The 26,511-nt window shown below is 70.0% G+C and carries 7 protein-coding genes; all 7 read left to right on the forward strand.

Annotated features, from left to right (window positions below; genetic code table 11):
- Positions 1-403 precede the first annotated feature (403 nt).
- The 7 genes from OG295_RS30085 to OG295_RS30115 are packed head-to-tail and all read left to right on the forward strand — an operon-like array spanning position 404 to position 26,310.
- Positions 404-2,227: a hypothetical protein gene (locus OG295_RS30085; RefSeq protein WP_371679749.1), complete on the forward strand. Its 1,824-nt coding sequence runs from the start codon at positions 404-406 to the stop codon at positions 2,225-2,227.
- Positions 2,224-2,958 carry a thioesterase II family protein gene (locus tag OG295_RS30090; protein WP_371679750.1) on the forward strand — a complete coding sequence of 245 codons (735 nt, stop codon included), beginning with the start codon at positions 2,224-2,226 and terminating at the stop codon, positions 2,956-2,958. The genes OG295_RS30085 and OG295_RS30090 overlap by 4 nt, the downstream gene beginning before the upstream one ends.
- Positions 2,955-11,981, forward strand: a complete 9,027-nt coding sequence (locus OG295_RS30095) for an amino acid adenylation domain-containing protein (protein ID WP_371679751.1) — start codon at positions 2,955-2,957, stop codon at positions 11,979-11,981. Before OG295_RS30090 ends, OG295_RS30095 begins: the two co-directional genes overlap by 4 nt.
- Complete coding sequence (locus tag OG295_RS30100; RefSeq protein ID WP_371679752.1) at positions 11,974-23,688, forward strand: amino acid adenylation domain-containing protein; 11,715 nt, start codon at positions 11,974-11,976, stop codon at positions 23,686-23,688. The genes OG295_RS30095 and OG295_RS30100 overlap by 8 nt, the downstream gene beginning before the upstream one ends.
- Complete coding sequence (locus tag OG295_RS30105; RefSeq protein ID WP_371679753.1) at positions 23,685-24,731, forward strand: M14 family metallopeptidase; 1,047 nt, start codon at positions 23,685-23,687, stop codon at positions 24,729-24,731. Before OG295_RS30100 ends, OG295_RS30105 begins: the two co-directional genes overlap by 4 nt.
- Positions 24,728-25,522 (forward strand): CmcI family methyltransferase, encoded by a 795-nt coding sequence (locus OG295_RS30110; protein WP_371679754.1) that lies wholly within the window; start codon positions 24,728-24,730, stop codon positions 25,520-25,522. The genes OG295_RS30105 and OG295_RS30110 overlap by 4 nt, the downstream gene beginning before the upstream one ends.
- Complete coding sequence (locus OG295_RS30115) at positions 25,519-26,310, forward strand: JmjC domain-containing protein (RefSeq protein ID WP_371679755.1); 792 nt, start codon at positions 25,519-25,521, stop codon at positions 26,308-26,310. The genes OG295_RS30110 and OG295_RS30115 overlap by 4 nt, the downstream gene beginning before the upstream one ends.
- The last annotated feature ends 201 nt before the right edge of the window (positions 26,311-26,511 follow it).

A 26,511-nucleotide genomic window follows, 5' to 3' on the forward strand; every position in this document is an offset into this window, starting at 1 on the left:
CGGCACGTCTAGTCGATAGCGCCGCAGGATGGCGAGATCCATGGTGGGGTAAATGGGCTGAAATTGGATCAGCGTCTGACCGAGATCGCCCCTAGGAGCTGACCTGAGCGGCCTGCGCCCAATGGGCGGGGCTCAGCCAAGGTCCATCCGCTTGATTAAACGGCCCGTTGGTCCGCGGCCTCTATGCATAGGCTCACCGCTGCGGGTGCTCCGAACGGCCAGCCAAGCCAGCGCAGACTTCGCTGCGCATGAAAGTGGTGTGGGTCACGTTCCGGGGTGTCGAGCTGTTGGGCAGGAACGTGCAAGACGATGAAGACAGCCACCTTCAGGTCAGGGCAACGCGGAGTCTCGGCTCATTGAGAGTGACCATCGATTGGAGTCGCACGTGCTAGACGTAGGTCGCGTGAGCGCGACGCTTGCAATCGGCGGGCTCGGCGCCGATTCGCACTCTGTCGGGCTGTTCGTGCTCAAACGCGCGTTAGCCGATGCGGGATTTGAGATTCTCGACCTCGGGATCCAGAACGACTTTGAACGGTTCGCGGCCGTAGCGCACGACTACGATGCGGTGCTCGTTTCAAACATGGATGGCCACGCAGAGCATTATCTGCGTGATGTCCCCGCTCTTCCAGGAAACTGTGCGTGGTATCTGGGCGGACATCCGACCATTACCGGTGATACCGAGAATCTCCTTGCGCTCGGTTTCACCCGTGTGTACAGCACCTTCGTTGAAGTAGACGAAGTCGTTGCCGCGCTACGCGAAGACCTCGTCAGTAGCACTCCCCGCCGAGCAGGCAACGTGGCTCTGCCGAGCCGCCGGTCAGATCCGATCGTTGAGGGCAGGGATGCAGTTCTCGGGCAATGGCCGACCGGCGAAGCCGCGCGGGACATCGAGGATAACGCGTGCGTACTTGCGAGCCGGCCATCGCTTGCAGAACTGCATGAATGCTCTCCTCGCGTCTTGCTCCATCCTCGTTCCGGCGTCCGTGGACTTGAGGATCAGCGGCGTCTCTTCGCGCAGCTCCATGCCGCTGGCGCCGACGTGCTCTCTTTCCAAGTCGACTCGCTGACCCGGGACGGACGCTACGCGGAGGCGGAGCATGTTCTGTCGCACCAAGGGGAGCTGAACGGATTCCCGGTCGTGAATCACGGCGTCGACATTCTCAGGCAGATCAGCGCGGAATGTCCTGTGCCGCTGCAGACGCGCCACAGCGCCCGGGATCCACGACTGTTGGCCGAACTGAGTTATGCCGGCGGAGTGACTGCCTTCGAGGGCGGTGCGATCTGCTACAACATCCCCTACTACGCGGAGCTCCCGCTCGCGGTGTCGATCGACCGGTGGAGGTATGTCGACCGGCTCACCGGCCGGTACGCCGAGCTCGGTGTCATCCTTGACCGCGAGTTCTTCGGCACCCTGACCGCAACTCTGATTCCGCCGTGTGTCGCGATCACCACGAACCTGTTGGAGGGGCTGCTGGCCGTCGAGTCCGGCGTCCGCTCGGTGTCGCTGGCGTACGCAGAGCAGGGCTGCCGGGCTCAGGACGTGGCCGCCGTCCGCGTGATGGGCTCGCTGGGCCGGGAATTCCTCGGAGCGGGAGGCGATGTCCGCGTCGCCACGGTGTTCCACCAGTACATGGGTGCCTTCCCGAGAAACCTCGACGATGCTGCGGAGTTGATCCAGGCATCCGCTCACACCGCCGCACTGGCCGGCGCAGACCGGGTGGTCGTGAAGACTCCCTGTGAGGCCACCCGCATCCCCGATGTCGGCGACAACGCCCTCGGACTGAGTCTCGCAGCCAGAGGAGTGGACCAGGCCGACAGCTCCTCCTACGTCTGGGACAAGAAGGAGGCCCAGCGAATCGAGGCGTCGGTGCGCTCGCTCCTGCGGTCCGTACTGTCTCTCTGCCCAGGAGACTTGGCTGCCTGCGTCGAGCAGGCTTTTGCCCGCGGCTACTTGGACGTGCCCTTCTCTCCAAGCAAGTTCAACGCCGGGCGGATGTCCGCTGCACGCGACGTCACCGGCGCCGTGAGGGTCCTCGACCCGGGCGACATGCCCCTGCCCCCCGACGTCGTCGCGTTCGAGGCCGAGCGGATGAAGGAGCGTCTCGCAGTGGCCGGGGTGCCCCGTGCGGAGGCGTGGCGGCTGGTGGCCGACGACGTGCTCCGTACCAGCAGAACGCGTACGAGATGGCCGCTTGACCTGATGGGTTTGCGACAGGAGGCGGGATGAACCCCGAGGAGTGGCTGCCGGCGGCGCCGGCGTCGGGAGCAGCGTCGAGGCGGCTCCTGGTGTTGCCTCACGCTGGCAGTGGCACCGCGGCATGGTTCGGGTGGAGGCCACGGCTACCCGAGAATGTCGAGCTGCGGGTGGCACGTCTGCCCGGACGTGAGGCCCGACTCGGCGAGTCCCCGTTGACGTCGGCCACGGAAGCGATTGCGGCATTGACTGAGGCGCTTCGTGCGCTGCCCCCACTGCCGCTCGTGGTCTTTGGACACAGCCTGGGCGCGCTCCTCGCCTACGGCGTCTGCGCCGCGCTTCCGGGGACTGCGCGCGCGCTGGTGGTCTCGGGAGAAACGGCGCCGGACAGCGTCCGGTCGCATGACGATCTTCGGCGTCTGCCCGATCTGGAGCTGGCGTTGATCGTCAACCGACGCTGGGGCGCTGTGCCCCCGGAGATCCTCAACGAACCGGAGTTCCTCTCGATCTTCCTGCCCGCCCTCAGGGGAGACCTGGCGCTCGTCGACAGCTTCCCGGCCTTGAGCGGCGTACCGCTGGACATCCCTCTCACCGTCTTCGCCGGTACGGAGGACGATCTCGACGAGGTCGAGGTTCGGCGCTGGGCCGAACATACCCGTGGAACCACAGAACTGTTCCGTCATCCGGGAGCACACATGGCGGTGCTGGAGGATCCGGCTGTCGCCGACCAGATCGTTAGCACATGTCTCGGGAGATTTTCGTGACGTTTCTGCACCAGGCCCTGACTCATGCCGAAGAGTGTCCGGATGCGTCGGCCATAACCTTCATCACCCCTGGTTCCGATCCCCACACCCTCACCCGTGCCGCGCTGTTTCGCCGCGCGGGCAGCGTGGCACGCCAAGTCCGTGCCGAGACGGCCCCCGGTGACCGGGTCCTCGTGGCCCTCCCGACGAGCGAGGAACTCGTCGTGGCGCTCGTGGGAGTGCTCATGGCCGGTCGCGTTGCCGTTCCGGCCCCGGCGATCCCGGGCCCGCGGAACCAGGCACGCCTCGAGCAGATCACGAAGGACGCCGGGTGCACGCTCGCCTTCAGCAGGCAACCGGTTCCCGAAGCGGTACTCCCGGACGTTGAGGGAGTACCCGACCTCCGGATCGATCCGGCGGACATTGCAGTGTTGCAGTACACGTCGGGATCGACATCGCTCCCCAAGGGGGTATGTGTCCTCACGTCGAACATCGACGCCAACCTCGCAGCGATGGAGCGGGCTTTCGAGCAGTGCGCGACCGACGTGGTCGCCGGCTGGCTCCCGCTGTTTCACGACATGGGCCTGGTGGGCACCCTTCTGCATCCCCTGCGCATGGGGTTGCACACCGTCCTGATGTCCCCGGAGTCCTTCGTAAGACACCCGGACGCGTGGTTACGCGCCATCTCCGACTTCGGCGTGACCACAAGCGGGGGCCCCGATTTCGGGTACTCCTGGTGTGCCGATCTGGTGAAACCGGCGCAGCTCCAAGGCGTTGACCTCAGCCGGTGGCGAGTCGCCTTCACGGGTTCGGAACCCATATCGCCCCGGACCATGGAACGCTTCTCCCATACCTTTGCCGATTCCGGGTTCCAGCCCGAGGCCTTCACCCCGTGCTACGGCCTCGCCGAATCGACTCTCCTCGTTTCCTCTGCCCAGGTCGGCGCGTTGCCGCGGGTGAGCGATCTCGGCGTGAGCTGCGGCCGTCCGATGGAAGACGTCGTCATCGTGGACTCCCACGGGTCGCAGGTCGAGGGAACCGGGGAGATATGGGTCCGCGGGCCCAGCGTCGCGCACGCCTACCACGGGCCGTCAGGCAACGAGAACTTCAACCTCTCGACGGTGGACGGCCGTTCGGATTGGCTGCGCACAGGCGACCTCGGAGTCGTACACGACGGCGAGCTCTACATTCAAGGACGGTCGAAGGATCTCGTGATCCTTCGTGGTGAGAACCACCACCCGCACGATCTCGAGATGGTCGCGGACGAGGTGGCAGGCGTCCTCGCGGCGTGCGCCTTCTCCTCGACCGGAGAGCGAGAGCGCCTTGTCCTGGTGATCGAGGCGCGTGGCGCCGCGGACGAAATCGCCGACCTTGTGCGAAAGGCATTTCGGCAGACCCTGGCCTTCGAGCCGGATGAGGTGGTGATCGTCCGGGGGCGGACGCTCCCGAGAACGACTAGCGGAAAGCTTCAGCGGGCTGCATGCCGGGCGGCGTGGGAGGCCGGAGAGCTTCCTGTAGCCCACCGATGGACGGCGGACGGCGAACGGTCATCGATGAGCGCCCAAGAGACGGCGCTGGCAGAAATCTGGCACGACCTTCTCGGCGTGCGGGTCGAGTCTCCGGAGGCGAGCTTCTTCGCCACCGGCGGTGCCAGTGTCCTTGCGGTCGAGCTTGCGGCACGGATCGCCGAGCGATTCGACGTCCATGTGTCTCCGGTGGCACTGCTCGCCGCGGGCACCCTCAACGGCCAGGCGGATGTCATCGCGAGAGCCCCGCGGGCGGCGGCATCCGTCCCGGACCCGGACGAGGCTCCGATGTCCCTCCAGCAGGAGGGCCTCTGGCTGCTCGCGCAGCTGAGCCCAATCGGGCTGCCACCGGTCTCCATCACCCTCGATGTACCCCCGGGCGCCGATGTCGAGGGTGCGCTCGCCATGCTGGTTCAGCGTCACCCCGGACTGGCCACGGCCGGTCCCGACGCTCACGGCCGCCAACGCCGGGTGCCCTGGGTCAGCGCGGAAGGCCGGCCCAGCCTCGAGGAGGGCAAGCCCTTCACGGTGCGGCGCGGGGTCGGCCATGTCGAGCTGGCGTGGGACCACCGGGTGATCGACGGTTGGTCGGTCCGCGTCCTGGTCGAGGAGCTCGATGCGCTTCTCGCCGGTCGCCCGCTGCCGCCCCCGCCTCCTTCGGCGCTGGCTTGGGCAGCGGAGCAGCGACAGGCGCTGGCCGCGAGTGACGATGCCGAAGACCTCGCCTTTTGGCGAACCCGTCCGTCGAGCGCCGGTGTAGATCTCCCCTGGGGCGTACCCGGGGCGACCGGGGCCGGACTCACATCACGGCGTATCACCGACGCCGATGCGCTCAAGAGGTGCGCACGGGAACTTGACACCACGGCGGCCGTCCTCATTCTCGCGGCGGTGGCCGTCGTCCTGGGCCGCCAGAGCGGACAGCGCGAAGTGTCCGTAGGCGTGCCCTTCGCGAACCGGACACCTCCGTGGACGCGCACGGTCGGGTGTCTCGTCTCCGTCCAGCGTGCCCTGGCGCGGCTCTCGGACGACATCACCGGCGACGAGCTGGTTCGGCAGCTCACACAGGAGCTCCAGGACTTGCGCGGGCGTGCCTCCGTACCGCTCGAAGCACTGTCTGCCCGCCTCGGACTGTCGCGGGCCGCCACCCAGGTCGACGTGGTGCTCGACCACCTCGAGGTGCCCGCACGGGTGGGCGGCCTCACGATCCGCGGGACCTCCGTCGAGCTGAGTCCGGAGCAGGCGAAGGTGCCGCTCACGATCACTGCCGTCGAGGACGACGGCATGCGCCTGGTGCTGCTCTGGCAGCGCTCTTTCATGGACGACGAGGCCGCGGAGGAGTTCGCCGAGCAACTCGAGCTCGCGCTGCGTGAACTCGTGCGCGCACCCCAGTCCCTGTGCCTGGGCTGGTCGCTGCGTACTCACCGGGCCGACATCGCCCTGCCGCTGTCCCGCGAAGAGCTGGCTACTCCGGACGTGCCGTTGGTCCCCGCCATGGTGCTGGACGTCGACCCGGGCCGCCCGGCCATCCAGCGGGGGGCGAAGACCTGGACGTACGGTGAACTCCGCGCCCGGGCCCTGGACGTGGCCGGCACACTCCAATCCGCCGGCGTCCGGCCGGGTGACCCGGTAGGAGTGCTCGGCAGTGCCTGCTTCGACACGATCGCGGCCGCGCTGGGCACGATGCTCGCGGGCGGCGCCGTGCTCCACCTCGACCGCAGGCTTCCCACCGGCCGGCTCGCGGCCATGGTGCGCGAGTCATCGGCCCGCATCGTGCTGCGTGCCCAGGGCAGCGACCCACGTGACCCCGAGATCGGCAGGCTCGTGGAGATCGAGGCCGGGGGAGCGGAGAGCGCGGTCGCCGTCGAGGGCGGGGATCCCGCCTACATCGTCTTCAGTACCGGTTCGACGAGCACTCCCAAGGCCATCATCGGGACCCACCGGGGCATAGCCCATTTCCTCACCTGGCAGCGGCGCGAGTTCGGAGTCGGTGCGCAGGACCGGTTCGTCCTCCTGACCAACCTCGCCTTCGACATGGCACTGCGTGACGTGTGGCTGCCGTTGATCTCGGGTGGCGTCCTGCACCTGCTCGACGACCCTGCCGACGTCAGCGGCGACACCGTGGTCCCGCTGCTCGTGGCGCAGGGCACGACCAGGCTGCACCTCGTCCCGACGCTCGCACGCAGCTGGCTGACGACGACGGCCGCCACTCCGCTGCCCGCACTGCGCAGCGTGTTCTTCGCCGGCGAACCGTTGAGCGACACCGTCGTCACCCGGTTCCGCGAGCACTTCCGGGGCGACTACGAGGTACTCAACTTCTACGGTCCCTCCGAGACCACCCAGACCAAGATCTTTTTCAGGGTTCCGGAGCACCCGCAGCCGGGCGTGCAGCCGATCGGCCGGCCTCTCCCGCAGACGGCGGTAGCCCTCCTCAACGCGGCGGGTACTCCGTGCGGGCTGGGGGAACCGGGCGAGATCCTCCTCAGAACGCCGTTCGCCACCGACGGGTACGCCAACCAGCCCGCCGCGCAGGCGGAACGTTTCATCCCCGACCCGCTGGGAAGCGCGCAGACGGCCTACCGATCCGGTGATCTCGGCCGGGCGCGCCTTGACGGTGCCATCGAGATACTCGGGCGGGGCGACCGCCAAGTGAAGGTGCACGGCGTGGCCGTGGACCCGGCCGAGGTGGCGGACCTGCTTTCCAGCCTGCCAGGGGTGAGTCAGGCCGCCGTTCGCGCCGACCCCGCGGCCGACGGTGACCACGTGCTCGTGGCCTGGTTCGTCGCGGAGCGGTCGTGGAGTTCCCTGCGCGAGGAACTGGCCGACCGTCTTCCCGCCGCCCTGGTGCCCGAGAGGGCGATGGCGTGTCCCACACTGCCCGTCCACCCGAACGGCAAGGTGGACATCCGAGCGCTGCCCGCGCCGGCGGACCTGGCCCCTACGGCGGCCGAACCTCCGAAGAACGACCTGGAGGCTCTCGTCCTGGAGGCCTGGCGCACCACGCTGGGCCTGCCGGAGCTGGACATGCACGCAGATTTCTTCCTGCACGGGGGGCACTCGCTTAAGGCCATTCAGCTGGCCTCGGCGCTCAAGCGGGCGCTCGGGCGCGACGTACCCCTGATCGAGGTCATGCGGGCCCGGACGCCGAGACAGCTCGCGCGCCGCTGCCTTGCGGCGGAGGAGCGGTCCGACGACGCCGTGCCCGTGCTCCTCCACGCTCCGGACGACGCGTACGAGCCCTTCCCCATGACGCCCGTGCAGGAGGCGTACTGGGTCGGGCGACGGGACTTCCTGGAGCTCGGCGGTTCCGCGGCCCAGACCTACCGGGAGCTGAGCTGCGCGAACGATCTGGACCTGCTCCGTCTGGAGCGGGCATTCCAGGTCCTGGTGGAGCGACATCCCTCCCTGCGGACCGTGGCGACCGAGGACGGGCGGCAGATCGTACTGCGCGACACCCCGCCCTTCCGGGTCGCCGTCCAGGACTTGCGTGACGACGCGGATCCGGAAGCCGGGGTCCGCGCCTGGCGGGATGACATGGCACACCGTGTCCGTCCACTCGAACAGTGGCCGCTCATCGAGGTCCGTGCGAGCCTGCTGCCGAACGAGATCCGGCTCCATGTCGGACTCGACGCCTGGGTCTGCGACGCATGGTCGCGGGTGCTCCTCATCGATGAGCTCAGAGAGCTCTACAACGACCCCTCCCGTGAGCTCGCCCCGCTCGGACTCACCTTCCGCGACTACGTGGTGAGTGTGGAGGGAACTCCGAAGGACACCGACCTGGAGTGGTGGCGCGCCGAACTCGACAGCCTGCCCACGGCCCCACGGCTCCCGCTCGCGCGGCGCACCGGCACCGGGTTCACGCGGCGTAACGGGCGACTGGACTCCGCCGCGTGGGCGGCCTTCCAGCGGCACGCGGGCACCTCGGGCGTCACCGCGTCGGCGTCGCTGCTCGCGGCGTTCGGGTGGGTGCTCGCCCGCTGGAGCGCCGAGGACAGGTTCGCGCTGAACGTCACCGTCTTCCGCCGGCTGCCCGTTCACTCCGATGTGGGCAGACTCCTCGGTGATTTCACCTCCGTCCTTCCGCACACCATGGAGGCACGGTGGGAGAACTTCGCCCGTCACGCGCGTGATGTGCAGGCACGGCTCTGGCAGGAGCTGGCCCACGGTTCGGTGTCGGGTGTCCAATTGACGCGTGAGCTCGCGCGAAGCACCGGCCGGCTGAACGCGGTAGGCCTGCCCGTCGTGTTCACCAGCGCCCTCACGACGCCGGAACTCGGCCGTGAGTTCGACTGGGCGTGGCTGGGTGAGCTGGTGCACGGAATATCCCAGACGCCGCAGGTCTGGCTCGACCTGCAGGTGTACGAGCACCGTGGGGAACTGCACTACAACTGGGACGCAGTGGAGGAGATGTTCGAGCCGGGTGTGCTTGACGCGCTCTTCGAGGCGTGGTGCGCAGTGCTCCACACCCTGGTGGAGGAAGTCTGGGAGGAGCCCGCTCCCGAACTGCTTCCCGCGACGCAGCGCCTGCTGCAGAGCCGTACCAACGCCACCGGTGCGCCCGTGGTTTCCGACACACTGGTCGACGGCGTGCTCGCCGCACTCACTCGTACGCCCGATGCCCTGGCCCTCATCGACGCGGACCGCACCCTCACCTTCGCGCAGCTCGTGGAGGAGGCGGAAAGAGTCGCTGCGGCGATCCTCGGCCAACAGGTACCGCGGGGCGCTCTGGTGGCGATCGTGGCACCGCATGGATGGCGTCAGGCCGTTGCCGCCCTCGGCGTCCTTCTCGCCGGCGCGGCCTATGTGCCGATCGACGCGTCCCAGCCCATGGAGCGGATCCGGCAGATTCTCGCCGAGGCGGCTCCCACCTGCGTGTTACGCGCGGGCGACTCCTGGCCCGACGGGGTGGACCTCGAAGACCTGCCCGCCGTACGGCGCCGCCGACCGCCCCGTGCACACGATATGGCCTACGTCATCTACACCTCCGGCTCCACAGGACGGCCGAAGGGCGTCGTGATCCGTCACGAGGCGGCGGTCAACACTCTCGTCGATGTCGCCGACAGGATGGGGTTCGGTGCACAGGACCGCGCCCTCGCCCTTTCCTCCCTCGCGTTCGACCTGTCGGTATGGGACCTGTTCGGGACCTGGCGGCTGGGTGCCGCCGTGGTCTACCCCACCGACCGCAACGACCCGGCGGCCTGGGCGCGTGCGGCCCACGCCCACGGGGTACGGGTGTGGAATTCCGTACCTGCCCTCGCGCAGATGTTCGCCGATGCCCTTGAGGCCGACCTGGACCTTCCCGCCCCCGCGCTGCGCACCTTCCTGCTTTCGGGCGACTGGATCCCGCTGCGACTGCCCGAGCGGCTGAGGGCCGTGGCGCCCGGGGCCGCGGTGTGGTCCCTCGGCGGTGCCACCGAGGCGTCCATCTGGTCGGTCGCCCACCTGGTGGGTGATGTGGACACGAGCCGGGCGAGTATCCCCTACGGCCGCCCGCTCGCGAACCAGACGGTCGCGGTACTCGACGAACACCGTCGGCCCTGCCCGGTCCACGTACCGGGCCGGCTGTTCATCGGCGGGCTCGGCCTGGCCGACGCGTACTGGCGGGACCCGGTACGCACCGCTGAACGCTTCGTCGACCACGAGGGCGCGCGCCTCTACGACACGGGCGACCTCGCCCGCTGGCTCCCCGACGGAGACCTGGAGCTCCTCGGCCGGGTGGACACCCAGGTGAAGATCCGTGGCTACCGGGTCGAACTCGGCGAGATCGAGCACACGCTGGAATCCCTGCCCGGTGTCGAGCGCGCGGCGGTCGTCGTCGTGGGCGACCCGCGGGGAGACCGGAGGCTGGTGGGCTTCGTCGTACCGCGCGCCGACGCCGCAGCCGCAGCCGCCGATGCCGATGCCGTCGGCACTGCCGTCGAGCTGTCCGAGCGGGAGCTGAGCCGGGAACTGTCCGCCAAGCTCCCGGACCACATGGTTCCGCATGCCTGGACCGTGCTGACCGCGCTGCCCCTGTCCGCCAACGGCAAGATCGACCGCGCCGCGCTCACGGCTCGTATCCAGGCGGCACCCGCACCCGTACCCGATCCCTCGTCATCGGCCTCGCCGGTCCCAGCGGAGGACAACGTGCTGGCCCGGGCCTGGGCCGAAGTGCTGGGGACTCCACCGGCAGGACCGGCCGCGAACTTCTTCTCCGCGGGCGGCGACTCCGTCACCTGGCTGCGGGTCTGCGCGCACGTCTCTCGCACCGGGTGGCGCCTTCCGGCGGCCGCGATCGGACAGGACGCCTCGTTCGCGGCCCTGTCCGCCCACTTGAGTCCCCCCAGCGCACCCGTACCGGTGCCTGAGGGACCCACCCCACCGGCGCCGATGCGGACCTGGCTCGAATTCCGGGGCCTGCCCGGCCGCTTCAACCAGGGTGTGCTGCTCCGGCTGCTCCGTCCGCTCGACGCGGAGGCACTCGACAGGGCGCTCGCCGCGGTCGTCGTGGCGCATCCCGCCCTCGCGTCCACCCTCACCGGAGGTTTCGGCGGCCATGTAGTGGAGTACGGGGACGACCTCGAAACGGCGTGCCGGGGCTTCGACGCGGACGGCGCGCTGCTGCGCGCCACGGTGATGCCCGGTCACCTGCTCCTGTGCGCGCATCACGCGGTGGTGGACGCCCAGTCCTGGAAGGTGATCGTCGGCGACGTCGAGGAAGCCCTCGACGTCTTCGAGGCAGGCGGCGTACCCTCCCTGGCCCCCGAGGCCACTTCGTACGCGAGCTGGTGCCATGCGGTCGCCGGGCTTCCCGCGCCGGCCACGCTTCCCAGCCTCCCCCCGCCCGGGGAGACTGGACGCGAACGGGACACGTGTGTCAGAGCCCAGCCGTTGTCCGCCCGCCCCCAGGGCGTGCGCGCGGCGATGGAGCGGCTGCGATGTACCGAGGAGGAACTGCTGGTAGCCGCCGCCGCGTGGGCCAACGGAAGCGTCACCGGACGCTGGGACGTAGAGGTGGAGCGCCATGGACGGATGCTCGGCGCACTCGATCTCGGCCGTACCGTCGGCTGGCTCACGGCCCTGATCCCACTCGTACTCGACGGGGGATCGCCCGCGGACGTGCTGCTCCAGGTCAAGGAGCGCCTGCGCGGCCTGCCGGACGGCGGGCTGGCCCTGGCGGCGGCCTACGCGTCCTCCGGCCGCTCGGCCTCTTTGACGGTCAACCCGCTCGGCGTCCTAGGCGACGAGGCCTCGTCCCGGTTCGCACTGGTCCGGGACGCCGCGCTCCCGCTGCGTGACCCGAGCCTTCCCCGTACGAACGAGCGGCGCATCACCCTGTACACGATCGGGGAGACGCTCAAGGGCGAGTTGAACCATCGAGAAGGTGCCGACGCCTGGCTGAAGGCTTTCGAAGCCGCTCTGGAGGAGTTCCTCGAAGTCCCGGGATCCGCCGCGGCCGGCGGCATCGACTTCCCCGCGAGCGGACTCCCCGACGACGAGATCCGCGCACTGCTTGCCGGTTTGGAGACCACAGATGAGTAAAGTGGAAGACGTTTACGGTCTCACGCCGCTCCAGCAGGCCATGTTCGTCCGTGCGCTGATGGAGCCGGAGTCCAGCGCCTATGTGGAACAACTACGGATAGAACTCGCCGCGTGCCCGGACCCGGACGCGCTGCGCCAGGCATGGGCCGACCTGTACGCCCGTCATCCGGCGCTGAGGACCTCGTTCCACCACGCCGGACTCTCCGATCCGCAGCAAGTCGTCCACAGGACGGGCGCGTTGCCCTGGCGGGTGGAGGACCGGCGCGACGGGGCGGACGTGGACATCGACGCGATCGCCCGGCAGGACCGCGAGAAGGGCTTCGACCTCAGCCGTCCGCCGCTCTGGCGGGTCGTCCTCGTCCTGCTGCCCGACTCCGCGGTACTCGTCTGGACGTTCCACCATCTCTTACTGGACGGTTGGAGCCTGGGCAGGGTCCTCGTGGAGATCGAGCGCGGCTACCGCTCCGCCTGCGAAGGTACGGCGGGTTCCCTCCCGCCGGCGCCGCCGTTCCGGGAGTACGTCACATGGCTGCGGGCCATGGACGGACGGCCTGCCGACGCATACTGGCGTACACGACTGGCCGGCGCCGTAGCCACCCCTGTGGACGGACCTGCCGGAGGGACGGGCGGCGAGCGCCGGATCATGCTGGACTCCGCCGCGACGGAACGGATCCGTACGGTCTGCCAGTCCCGTGCCATAACCCTGGGAACCCTGGCCACGGCGGCGTGGGCCGCTGCTCTGGCGGAATCCGGCGGGATCCAGGACATCACGTTCACCTCGTTGCTCTCGGGCCGGCCCGCCGAACTGCCCGGAGTCGACGAGATCGTCGGCATGCTCGTGAACACGGTCGCCACGCGGGTCCGGTTCGAGCCCGGTGAGACCGTGCACGCCCTGCTCCAGCGCGTGCAGGAGGACCTCGTACAGGACCGCACGCACGGGTGGTCGTCGCTCGACACGGTGTCGCGCGCCACCGGTCTCGCGTCGCCGGAATCCGTGCTCGTGATCGAGAACTACCCGTTGGACCAGGCGCTCCTCGGCGATTCCCGGCTCCAGGTACGGTCCATCGCCGTGCACGAGCAGGCGGACGTACCACTCGTGGTCGCGATCGTCCCCGGCAACGACCTCGAACTGAGGCTGGCGGCGCCGCCCGGCGGGCTGACCGCCGCCGCCCTGGACGGACTCGGGGCATCGCTCGCGCGGTGGCTGCTCACGCTGGCGGAGGGGATGGACGACGAGGTCGCCGAACTGCTCGGCCGCGGCGAACGCGGCGCACAGGAAGACCTGCGCGCCCGGATCCGGCAGGACGCGCCGAGGGCGGGGAGCCTGGTCGAGGCGATTCTGGCGGCCGGCCCCACGGTCATCGACGGAGCCGACCACTGGAGCGCCGCGCAGGTCCTGGCCGAGGCAGAACGTTTCGCGCGAGCGGCGTACAGCGCGCCCGAGGGCCCCGTGGCGCTCGTCGCGGACACCCACGCCCGCACCGTCGCGCAGATGTTCGGATGCTTGCGGGTCGGCCGGACCTACGTACCGCTCGACCGTTCGGACCCGCGCCACGCCGACCGAATGGCGCATGCCGGTGCCCGGGAGATCGCGCAGGGCGACCCCCAGGGGTCGGAGCTGCCGCCGCTCCCGGCGCCCGCCACCCTGGCCTACTTGCTGTACACCTCCGGCACCACCGGCACCCCGAAGGCCGTCCGGCAGACCCACGACGGTGTCTACCAGCACGCCCTCCGCTTCGCCGCCTCCATCGGTCTCGGACCTTCCGACCGGGTCTGCATGACGGCGTCCTTCGCTTTCGACGCGGCCGTCATGGACATCTACGCCACCGCGGTCGTCGGGGCGACACTGCTGATCGGTTCCCCCAAGCGGCACGGGCTGAAAGCCCTGCGCGAGGACATCCTTCCTCAAGCGACGGTGCTGCACACCACTCCCAGTCTGTTCCGCCTGCTGGCCGCCGATGGCCTGCCCGGAGGGCTGCGGGCCGTGGTCCTGGGGGGAGAGGCCGCGCTCCCGTCGGACCTCGAACTCTTCACGAGGACCGCGCCGACGGGCTGTGTTCTCGTCAACGGCTTCGGCCCCAGCGAGAGCACGACTGGACTCCAGTGGTTCGCCGAGCGCGGGGTACGGCTCCCGGCCGTCCCGATCGGCCTGCCGGTCGCCGGGACCGACGTGTGGCTCTGCGACGAAGACGGCGAGCGGGTGGACGGCGCTTGGGCGAGCGGTGACATCGTGCTCGCCAGCGAGGCCGTCGCCCACGGCTACCACGGTGATGCCGAGGCCGACGGCCGGTTCGGGCAGGAGGGAGGCCGCCGCTTCTACCGCACAGGCGATCTGGGCCGGCGAAGGCCCTCCGGATGCCTCGACATCGTGAGGCGGGCGGACGACCAGGTGCAGATCGGCGGCGTCCGTGTGGAGCCCGCAGAGGTGCGCGCGGCACTCGCGGCCCTGCCCGGCGTCGCCGCGGCCGAGGTTCTCGCCACGGGGGAGGGCGCGGGCGTCCGACTGCGCGCATGGGTCACTCCCGTGGGCCGACGTCACCTCGACGCCGCCGTACTGCTGCCCGCTCTGGCGGCCGAACTGCCACCCGCGTTCGTCCCAAGCAGCCTCCACGTCCTCGACGAGCTCCCGCTCCTGGCCAACGGGAAGGTGGATCGCGCGGCCCTGCGCGCACGTACGACAGACGGCGCTCTCACCCCCGCGGAGCCGTCTGCATCCCGCGATCCGGCCGATCCCGTACTCGCGGCCGTGCTGGAAGCCTTCGCGGAGGTCACCGGCAAGACGGTGGAACCGGACCAGAACCTGTTCGCGCTCGGCGCGAACTCACTGGACGCGCTACGGGTGACAGGGCGGCTGGAGAAACGACTCTCCCGCCATGTTCCGCTCCAGCTGGTCTTCGACCACTCGACCCCGCGCGAACTGGCCGCGGCCGTCGCGGCCGGGCCCGGCCGCAAGCCCGCGGACGCCGTACCGCGTACCGAGAGGCGCTGGCGGACGCGTGGCGGCGCCAAGCCCGCCGCACGCTCGGACCAGGCGCCGGCGCTCAGCCTGTTCTTCTTCTCCGGCTCCGGCGAGGATCCCGCGCAGAGCTACCAGCTCCTCCTCGACGCCTCCCTTCGCGCAGACGCGCTGGGACTGGAAGCCGTGTGGACACCCGAGCGCCACTTCGACGAATTCGGCGGCCCGTACCCGAATCCGTCCGTCCTCGGCGCATACCTCGCCGCGCGGACCCGGAACATCCGGCTCAGGGCCGGCAGCGTGGTCCTTCCGCTCCACGACGTCGCGCGTGTCGCGGAGGAGTGGGCGGTCGTCGACCAGCTCTCCGGTGGCAGGGTGGACCTGGCCATCGCCTCCGGCTGGCACCGTCGTGACTTCGTGCTGGGCCGAGACCGCTACGACGAGCGCAAGGCGCGACTCCCGGAGCAGATAGACCAGCTGCGCCGCCTGTGGGCCGGTGAGGCCGTCGAGTTCTCCGATGCGGAGGGATCGACCACCGAGGTGCGGACCTGGCCGAGGCCCGTCCAGCCAGCCCTTCCCCTGTGGCTGACCTCTCAGGCGCCGGAGACCTTCGAGCTTGCCGGGCGCCACGGATTCAATGTCCTGACGAACCTCAACTACAAGTCCATGGACGAACTCTCCGAACGGGCCGCCCTCTACCGTCGGGCTCGCGGATCCCGGCCCGGCGGGCGGGTCACGGTGATGACCCACACACTCGTCGGCAAGGACGGGGCGGACACGCGCACGGCCGCTGTCGAGGCCTACGCCGACTACGCCCGGAGTAATTTGCTCCTCCAGCGGGCGCACGCCCGGGGGGTGGACCGGGACCTGCGTCCGTCCGAGGCGGACGCCCGGATCCTCGCCTTGCGTTCGGCTGAACGGATGGTCGAAGGCGGCGGCCTCGTAGGCGATCTGGACCAGTGCCGCGAGCGGCTTGCCGAACTGCGTGCCGCCGGAGCCGACGAGGTGGCGTGCCTGATCGACTTCGGAGCTTCCTCCGAGCGCGTGCTCGAAGGGGTGGAGCTCCTGGGCGAGCTCGCCACGCCGACGGCGACGGCGCACCGCTCGGGCAAACGGGTCGCCGTGCTGCCCGCGGCGCCCCTCCAGGCCCAGCTCTGGCTGCTCGAAAACCTCTCGGACACGCCGGGTACCTGGATGATTCCCACGATCGTCCGCGTGGAGGGCGCGCTCGACACGGAGTTGCTGACGTCCCGGCTTGCCGCACTGTGCGTGCGGCACGAGGCACTGCGCACGTCCCTGGAGGAACAGGACGGACGCATCGTCCAGATCGTTTGGGAGGACCGGACGGCCCGCCTTGAGATCCGGCCGGTCGCGAGCGAGTCCGACGCCCTCCGCCAGGCACGCGACGTCCTCGACGAGGGACTCGACCTGAGCCGGGCACCCCTGCTGCGGGCCGTGCTGTTCGCCGTGGACCCGACGCACCACGTGCTGCTGCTCGCCTGTCACCACGCGATCGCCGACGGAAGCTCCACCGTCGCCCTGGCACGCGAGCTGTTCGACGGGGTTCCCGGTGACCTGCCGCTGCAACTGGGCGACTGGGCGGCATGGATGGAGGACCGGGTGGAGAGGGGCGACCTCGAAGCCGAGGAAACCTGGTGGGACGAGGCCCTGACGGACCTGCCCCCGCGCCTGAGGCTCGGAAGCGGTCGTCCCGACGGGCGCCGCGCCGTGCATCCCGTCCCGATCGACTCGGCTGTCGAGACGGGACTGCGCGCTGCCTGCGAGTCCTCGGGGGCGACGCTCTTCGAAACGGTCCTGGCCGGTTTCACCCGTGCTGTCGCGCGGACGACCGGGCGGGACGACTTCCTCATCGGCCTCCACCACGCGAACCGTGACCGCCCCGAGCTCGAAGGCCTCGTAGGGCCCTTGGTCAACCTGCTTCCGTTCCGGGTGCGGCTGCCTTCGAGCGACGTCCTCGCCGGTGTCCGGGACCAGGCGCGTGCGGCGCTCGCACACCACGAGGTCCCCTACTCCAGGATCGTGGCGCGCCACGCCACCGAACACCGCGTGGGCACGGATCCGCTTATCGATGCCGCTCTGGTGTACCAAAACCTGCCCGATGTGACGTCCGAGAGCCCTGTGCGGTGGACGCGGATCGAGCTGGAGGGCGGCCGGGCCCGGTTCCCCCTCACGCTCGTCGCGACCGAACGCCAGGGCGGATTGGCACTGCAACTGGAGCTGGACGCGGGGATGTTCACCGAGGAGGACGCGGCCCGGCTGACCGCTGCCGTACGGGAGAGCCTGTACGGGCTCGCGGGTCTCGACGCACCGGCCCGCGCCCGCGTCGAGTCCGAGCCGGCCGTTGCCATGCCGGGCGCGCATCTGCTGGCCCCGTTCCTGGACCATGCCGAACGCCACCCTGGCGACACAGCGGTGGTCGGCCCGGAGGGAAGCCTCACCCGCTCGGAGCTCCGCGCGGGGGCACGCCGTCTCGCGGGGGCGATCCGGGCGCGCGTACCCGCCGGAACCCGCGTCGGCGTGCAGGTCGAGCCCGGATGCGCCACCCTCGTGGCGGTCTACGGCGTGCTGCTGGCTGACTGCACCGTGGTTCCGCTCGACGCCCGCAACCCCGCCTCCCGCAGGGAGGTCGAACTGCGGCTGGCGGAGGTCGAACTCGCGGTGGCCCACGCCGACCTGGAAGTACCCCGGCTGGATCCGTACCAGACGGGCCCCGAGTGGGTTCAGGAACCCTCGGGCAAGGAACTCGCCTACCTCATCTTCACGTCCGGCTCCACGGGTGTGCCGAAGCCGGTCGCGGTGGGCCACGACAGCGTGCGCGCGCTCATCGGATGGGCTCGTACGGAGTTCTCGGAGGAGGAGCTCAGCGGCACCCTGCTGACCGCGCCGATCCGTTTCGACATGTCCGTGTTCGGGCTGTACGTACCGCTGGCCGGCCCCGGATCCGTCGTCGTGGTCCGCGACCTCGCGGCACTCGTGGACGGGCCCCCTCCGGCCCCGGTCAGTCTGGTCTACACGGTTCCCTCCGCACTGCGCGCCCTGCTGGGCGCGGGGGCCCTGCCACGCACCGTGCGCACGGTGAACCTCGGCGGCGAGGCCCTGCCCGCAGACCTGGTCGCGACCCTCCTGGACCGCGTGGACCGCGTGTGCAACCTCTACGGTCCAACCGAGAGCACTTCCAACGCCTTCTTCGAGGACTACACGCAGCCGGCCGAGCCGACGATCGGCCGGCCGATCACCGGAACCGGTGCCTGGATCCGCCGGATCCCCGACGGGACGTGCGCCGAGACGGGTGAGACCGGCGAACTGGTCCTCACCGGCGCCGGACTGGCCCTCGGATACCTCGGCAGTCCCGGCCACCCAGCCTTCACTCCCGAGGGCTACCGGACCGGGGACCGCGCGTACCTGGCCCCCGACGGCCGGTTCGTCTACCAGGGACGTCTGGACGACCAGGTGAAGGTCCGGGGCCACCGCGTACAGCTCGCCGAGATCGACGCACACCTTTCCTCCCTCACCGGTGTCAGTGCCGGGGCCTCCCGCCTCGACGGCGACCTCATCGAGGCATGGATCGTGCCGTCCGCGGGCTGCGCGCGCGCCGCGCAGGCCGATGCCCGTCAGGCGCAGGCATGGGCCGTCGAACTCGGACGGGTGCTTCCGGCCTTCCTGCTGCCGTCCCGGTGGATCCTCGTGGAGGAGCTTCCGCTCACAGCGCACGGGAAGCTCGACCGCAAGGGCCTCGACGCCATCGAGTGGTCCGCGCTCGCGGCAGCCACCCTCGACAATCCGGCGCAGGCGGAGCTGGCCGCGGTGTGGGAGGAGGTGCTGGGGGTACCGGTGCCGGATGCCGACGCCGACTTCTTCGCGCTGGGCGGCCACTCACTCCTGGCCATCACCTTGAGCCGGCGGATCGAGGACCGCTGGAACGTGCGCGTACCGCTGCGCACTCTCTTCGACCACCCGACCGTCGCGGCGCTGGAGGTCGCGCTGAGGGACGCCGAGCCCACCCGGCCGGACGCCGCCCCGCTCGTTGAGGACCCGTCCGCGGCCGGAGAGCCCTTCCCCCTCACCGAGCTCCAGCAGGCGTACTGGGTCGGCGGACGCGACGGCATGGACCTGGGCAGCGTCGGCACCCAGGGCTACGTCGAGGTGGACACCACGGTGCCGGTGGACAGGCTCACCGACGCATTTCGCACGCTTGTCCGCCGCCATGACATGCTGCGGGCGGTTTTCGAGCCCGACGGCCGTCAGCGGGTGCTCGCCGATCCGGGAGAGTTCCCGATCGTGGTCGAGGACCTGAGGGACGCCCCCGAATCCGAGCTCGCGGCCCGCAGGGAGGAGCGGTCCCACCACCGCCCCGATCCGGCGAACTGGCCGCTGGTGCGCGTGTGGGTGTCCCGGCTGGCGGACCGGTCCAGGGTGCATATGAGCGTGCCGGCACTCATAGCCGACGCCCACAGCGTGTACCTCCTGACCCGTGAACTGACGACGCTGATCGAGGGACGCGAGCTCGCACCCGCCGGACCCGCCTACCGCGACCTCGCGGTGGCTCTGGCGGAGCGGGACCGGACCTCCGACGACGCGGAATTCGCCTCCCGGGCGGGAACCTTCCCGGCGGGCCCGCAGCTCCCCCTGGCGGCCAATCCGGAACAGCTGCACTCGGTGCGCTTCCGCCGGGGCCAGGTACGCCTGGAACCCGAGGTCTGGCAGGCCGTGAAGGACGCCGGGGCGGCACATGGGCTGACCCCGGCGGGCATGCTGCTCTCCGTGTTCGGATGGGTGCTCCAAGCCTGGTCCGAGGAGCCCGAGTTCACCCTGGGGGTGACCTTCTTCGACCGGCCGGCGCTGCACCCCGACGTGGACCGGGTGGTGGGGGACTTCACCAGCGCCCGACTCGTCGAGATGGGGCAGGCCGCCGACCTCGGACAGTTCGCGACCCTCGTACAGGGACGGTTGTGGGAGGCGCTCGACGGCAGTGTCTTCGATGCCGTGCGGTGCGTCCGCACCCTTCGCCGCCTGGGCCGGCCGCACACCTTCCCCATCGTCTTCACCAGCACCCTCGGCCTCGAGTCGCCGAAACGCGGCAGCCTGGGCGAGGTGGCGTACGCCCTGACCCAGACCTCTCAGGTGTGGCTCGACCACAAGGTCCGGGAGGAGGACGGCGGGCTCGTCAGTACCTGGGACTTCGTGGAGGGGCTGTTCCGTCCTGGAGTCGTCGAAGCCATGATGGAGCGCTTCGAGGCGGTCCTGCGCGACCTTCCCGCCAACGGATGGCCGACGGCCTTCCCGGGCCTCCCGGACGACCAGCAGCGGGTACGCCGCGCCCACGGCTCCGCGCCGTGGACCCCGTCCGGCCCGGCCCTGCTCCACGAGACCCTGCTCGCCGATCCCGACGCCGACTCCGACGAGCCGGCCCTGATGACCCCGGAGGGTGAACAGGTCACCCGGCGGGAGCTGGCCGCGGCGGCGGGAGCGGTGGCACGCCGTCTCCTGGACGAGGGCCTGCGTGTCTCGGACATGGTCGCCGTCGACTCCCGCCACGGATGGCGGCAGGCCGCCGCGGCGCTCGGCGTGCTGGCGGCGGGCGGAGCCTTCGTACCCATCGATCCCGCGTGGCCGCAACTGCGCATCGAGGCCGTACTGGAGACCGCCGGGGCGCGCTGTGCCGTCGCACCCGAAGGCTGGGGTGCGGACCTGCGCCACATCCCGCTGCACGACGACGACCGGGCGGCGCCCCTGGAACCGCTGCCCGGGAGGGCCGGTCCGGAGGACTTGGCCTACGTACTCTTCACGTCGGGATCGACCGGTACGCCGAAGGGCGTCGAGATCACTCACGCGGCGGCGATGAACACGCTCGCGGACATCGGTGACCGCTTCGCCCTCCACGGGGAGCGGGTCCTCGGACTCGCGGGACTCCACTTCGACCTCTCGATTTTCGATTTGTTTGGCAGCTGGCTGACCGGTGGCGCCGTCGTCCATCCGGAAATCGCGCGTGACCCCGCTTCCTGGGTGGAGCGCATGGCAGCCGAGGGCGTCACCGTGTGGAACAGCGTGCCCGCACTCGCGGAGATGCTCGTCGAACATCTGGAGGCGACGGGTCAGCGCCTGCCCGTGCTCCGGCTGGTCATGCTTTCGGGGGACTGGATCCCGGTCACGCTCGCAGACCGCCTCCGCGCGGTCGCGCCCTCGTGCCGAGTGGTCAGCCTGGGAGGGGCGACAGAGGGCTCGATCTGGTCGATCGCGCACGAGATAGGAAGCCATGACCCGGCGTGGCCGAGCGTTCCGTACGGGCGCCCGCTGCGCAACCAGGGCATGCACGTACTCGACGCGGCCCGCAACCCGCGGCCGGACTGGGTGACGGGAGAGATCCACATCTCCGGGCGCGGCGTCGCGCGGGGGTACCGAGGAGATCCCGTACGGACCTCGGCGGTCTTCTGGCACGATCCGCGAACGGGCGAGCCCTACTACGCGACGGGCGACCTCGGCCGGTTCCGCCCGGACGGCACCATCGAGTTCCTCGGCCGCCGGGACGGGCAGGTCAAGGTACGGGGCCACCGGATCGAGCTGGGAGAGATCGAGGCGACGGCACTGGAACACCCGGCGGTACGTCAGATAGCGGTCACCGCCCCGAAGGGCCCCTCGGGACATCGCCACCTCGTGGCGCACGTGGTGGGGGACGTGGACGAGGCGGCCGTCCGCGCCCACCTGGCGGAGCGCTTGCCCGATGCACACGTACCCCGCCGGATCCACCTCGTGGACGCCCTCGCCCTCACGGCGAACGGCAAGATCGACCGCGCCGTGCTGAGCACCCCGCCGCCCATCCCGGCAGCGCCCGTGTCAGAGGCACTGCTCACTCTGTTCCGGGAAGTTCTGGAGCAACCCGAAGCCGGGTTCGACGACGACTTCTTCGCACTCGGCGGCGACAGCGTGCTGGCAATCCGCATGCTCTCGCGGGTCGAGGCGGAACTCGGACGGCGCCTGCCGATCCGCCAGGTCTTCGCGGACCCGACACCGCGCGGCCTGTCGGCGCTCCTGGAGACCGAGCAGCCCCGGTCCACGGTGTCGCTGGACCCGGAGGCCCGCAAGCGGGCGAAGGAGCGCCAAGGACGGCCCGAACTCGACGGCCCGGCTCGGCTCCTTCCGCCCGCCGCGCCGTCCGCGTCGCTGAGTTCCCGCCGCAGCCACCGGGACTTCGCACCGGAACCGGTTCCCGCAGAGGCGGTCGAACGGCTGCTGGCGCTGCTCGGCGTCCACGAAGGCAACCACCTGTATCCCTCGGCCGGCGGTGCGAACGGGGTGCACGCGTACCTCCAGGTGGCGGACGGGCGCGTGGACGGTCTCGACGGCAGCTGGTTCGTCGACGGCCGGCTCGTGCGGGTCTCGGACGCTCCATGGGATCCCGGCACGGCGGACGCGCCCCCGAACACCGGGCTGTCGCGCGGAGCCGCGTTCGCGGTCGTGCTCGTGGCCGATCTCGACACCCTCGAACCCCTCTACGGGGAGAACAGCGGACATCTCGCCACTCTTGAGGCCGGGTACATGGGGCAGTTGCTCGCAGGCGAGGCGGCGGCATTCGACCTGTCCCTCTGCCCGATCGGGGCGGTCGGCGTACCGTCGCTCCTCGACTCGGCGCTGCTGCTCGGGCCCCGTCGCAGGGTGCTGCACGTGCTCCTCGGCGGGCGCTCGCTGGCCTCGCGGATCAGTGCCGACACGGTGTGGTCCGGTACCGTCGCGGAGCCACGACAGGGACCGGCACCGGTACTCCTCACTGGCGCCGCCGGAGTCCTCGGATCGGCGCTGCTCGCGGAGCTCCTCGAACAGGGCCGGGAAGTCCACTGCCTGTTGCGCGGGGACGCCGACGCCCGCCTCGCCGGCCTGCTGAGGGCGGAAGGCGTCGAGCACTGCGCGGACCGGGCCTTCGCCCTGGCCGGCGACTTGGAATCCGTGGGCAGCGAGCTGGCCGGACGGTTCGGCACAGTCGTCCACTGCGCCGCGGACGTGTCCTTCGTCAAGGACTACGCAGCTCTCGCGCCCGTGAACGTGGAGGGCACCCGGCGGATCCTGGACCTGTGCGCCGAGGGCGCCGTTCTGCACCACGTCTCAAGTCTCTCCGTCTTCAGCGATCAAGGCCGGGAGTACCTGCCGGAGACGACACCGCTGCCGGTGCGGCCTCCTGCACGCGGCGGCTACGCCCAGAGCAAGTGGGCCGCGGAGAACCTGGTGCGCTCGTTCGCCGCGAGCGGCGGCCAGGCACACATCCATCGGCTGCCCATCGTGATAGACCGCCGGTTCGGGGCCGATGACTACATGGGCGCGCTGGTGCGCGGATGCCGGGAGACCGGGGCCTTCCCCGATGTCGATGTGGACCTCCCGGTGGTCCGGCGCCGTCTCGCCGCCGCCGCGATCGCCGCCTCCCTGGGCATGCCGCCGAGGACGTGGCACCTCCAGGAGAGCACGGCTCCGACGGTCCGGGAACTCGCCACTGCCGCCGGAGCGATGGAGGCACTGCCGCCAGAGCAGTGGCTGCGCCGGGTGGAGCGGGCGGTCGCCGAGACCGCCGGGCATCCGCTGGCCCCGTACCTCGACGTCCTGCGGGCGTCCCGCAGGAACGGAGTCCTGGATCCGGCCGGTCCCAGTGGCGGACGGCTCGACGGGCGGGACAGCTGGCGCCGTCTGGCGCAGGCCGGTGTCGAGGCCGGCACCACCCTTGAAGCACTACTACGGGAACTCATATGACCTGGCTGTACGAATGGGAAGAGGCGAGCAGCGCTTTCCGGTCACTGGCCGAGCGGCACGGTGATGTCGAACGGATCGCCCACGGTGGCCGGGGCCCCGGGGGCGAGGAGCTCACGGTGGACGTGGCGCTGCTCGGGCCAGCCAACGCGAAGCGCTGTGTGATCGTTTCATCGGGCCTGCACGGAGTCGAGGGGGTGGCGGGCTCAGCGATCCAGCGGCAGTGGCTGGAACAAGGGGCCGACTCGTCCACCCGAGTGGTACTGATCCATCTCCTCAACCCGTTCGGGTTCGCCTGGCAGCGCCGTGTCGACGCCGAGAACATCGATCTGAACCGGAACTTCCTTCTGGAGGGCGAGGAGTTCACCGGCACGCCCCCGGGCTGGTCGGACGTCGTTCCGTGGCTTCTGCCCGGGCGCCCGGCGAGCCGCTGGGACCCGCTGCTGCCGAAGGCCTTGCTCGGGGTCGCCCGGATGGGACGGAAGGCTGTCTTCCAAGCTATCAGCGGCGGCCAGTACGAGACTCCCCAGGGGCTGTTCTACGGGGGCTCCGGCCCGGCGACACTGCAAGAACTGCTGAGGGACGGTCTGCCACGGTGGACGAAGGGTGCGAGGGAGGTGCTCCATCTCGACATCCATACGGGTCTGGGCGCGAGCGGTGAGCTCCAGCTCCTCCTGCCGCGGCGGCAAGGTACACCCGAGGGCGACGCACTGGTGGCGAGGTTCGGCCCGGATGCCAAGCCGGCACTCGACACCGTGCGCCACTACCGGGTCCGGGGAGGGCTCGGAAACTGGTGTGAGGCCCTGCTGCCCGACAGCGCTTACACGCTGTGCGCTGCCGAATTCGGAACCGTCTCCGCCCTCGAGGTGGTTGCGGCGCTGCATCAGGAGAACCGGGCGTGGTTCTGGGGGCAGCGCGACGACCAGCAGTCCGCGTGGGCGAGGACAAGGCTCGCCCACGCTTTCGCTCCCGTGTCCCCGGCATGGCGCCAGCGCGTCGTTGACCGGGGCGTCCATCTCATCAACCAAGCAACGGAGCCACGATGACGATCGACGGGCTGGTCCATCAGACACGCAAGCGTATAGATGCTGACCAGCAAGGGATCCCGACGTACTACGACAGACGCGTGCTCCGACAGGCGGAGGAGACCGACCGGGAATGGCGGGCTCGGCTGGCGCGGCACATCACTGCCCGTGAGGCCGGGCGCTACGTTGCATGGTCGGAACGGACGACTGTCGACCTGGCCGGTCTTGACCCGCACCGCCGGAGTGAGATCCCGGATGAGGTACTGATCATGAGCCAGGGCACGGCCCGGCCGATGCAGTGGCGGGGGCTGGATCTCTTCAAGAGCACCTTCGATTTCGCCCTGGTCCCCATGCTGCTCGCGGAACTCCGGCCCGCGTCCATCCTCGAGGTGGGTTCCGGCAACGGCGCGAGCGCTCTGTGGATGGCCGATCTAGCTGAGCTTCACGAGTTCCCCTCGCGGATCGTTTCCGTCGACCTGCAACCCGTCTCCGTCACGCGGCCGTCGGTTGACTTCATCACGGGAGACGCGCGCCGGCTCGCCGAGATGCTGGCCCCCGACACGTTGGCGCGAGGCCCGCGCCTCGTCGTGGAGGACGCGCACGTAGGTGTCCGCGCCGTGCTCGAGTACGTCCACGGATGGCTGGAGGAGGGGGACTACATCATGGTTGAGGACAGTGTCGGCAAGGCGGCCCAGCTGGCGGACTTCACCGCCGCCCATCCGGGCGTCTATGCGGTGGACACGCGCTACACCGACTTCTTCGGCCGAAACGCCACCAGTTGCGTCGACTCGATCCTCCGGAGGATGACATGAGCCTTCTCGGCACCATCTTCCCGAATGGCCCCGCCACGCCCGGGGACGCGCCGTTGCGGGTCTCGATCCCGGACCTTGAGCAGCTTCTCACTTGGCCCGACCTCGAAAGCATCCTCGCCACCTCGTGCTTCGAAGGGGCCGGCAGCGCCACCATCCAGAAGGACCTTGCCTTACCAGACCCTGGCATGAGTCGTGTCTGTGTGCTGACCAACGGCGAATCCATCTGGCGAGCACCGCGTCGAACCGAGCCGGACGAACTGCGCCGACGTCTCCCCGGCGCCACGCTTCGGATCGAAGCCCTAGAGGAGGTCCACCCCCCACTCGCCGAACTGGCCGCCGCGCTCTCGTGTCCCGCAGCACCCGTCTACATCAATGCGTATGCGGCCTGGGGCAACTCCAAGGGACTCGCGCTCCACTACGACTACACCGACAACCTTGTGCTCCAGTTGCAAGGACGCAAGCACTGGAAGATCTACCGTCCCACTCGCCCTGCCGTGCGCGGACCCGAATCCAGTGCCTACAAAGAAGGCATCCAGGCAGCCGCCCGAGGCGACGCCACAGGAACACCGGACGAACTCCGGCGCGTTCGGGCCGGGCTGTTCTGGGAGGGCGAACTCACGGCGGGCGAAGCCCTGTACGTCCCGCCCGGCTGGTTTCACGAAGTCACCCCGGTAGGCGTCCCTACCCTGCATCTCGCCTGTGCATTCTCGGCCAAACCAGGGGAATCCACACCTGCACCGCCGGCGATCCGGCTCCCCGAAGCGCTTAGGGGTACCGGACAGTCGTGACCGAGTGCAGAAGGTCTCGAACCCGAGCCTGCCATGTGGGACGCGGATCTCTCGCGCCACGACATTGGCGGTCATCGGACAGGCCTTGGTAGCGGCGACATCGACATCGTCGAACGGGACATCAATCCCTTGGCATGCCGAGCGCGATTCGACCGATACAGCTGACGGTCAGCTTCCCGGCCGTAGTGATGCCACTATGCC

Source organism: Streptomyces sp. NBC_01276, from assembly GCF_041435355.1.
GTDB lineage: Bacteria > Actinomycetota > Actinomycetes > Streptomycetales > Streptomycetaceae > Streptomyces.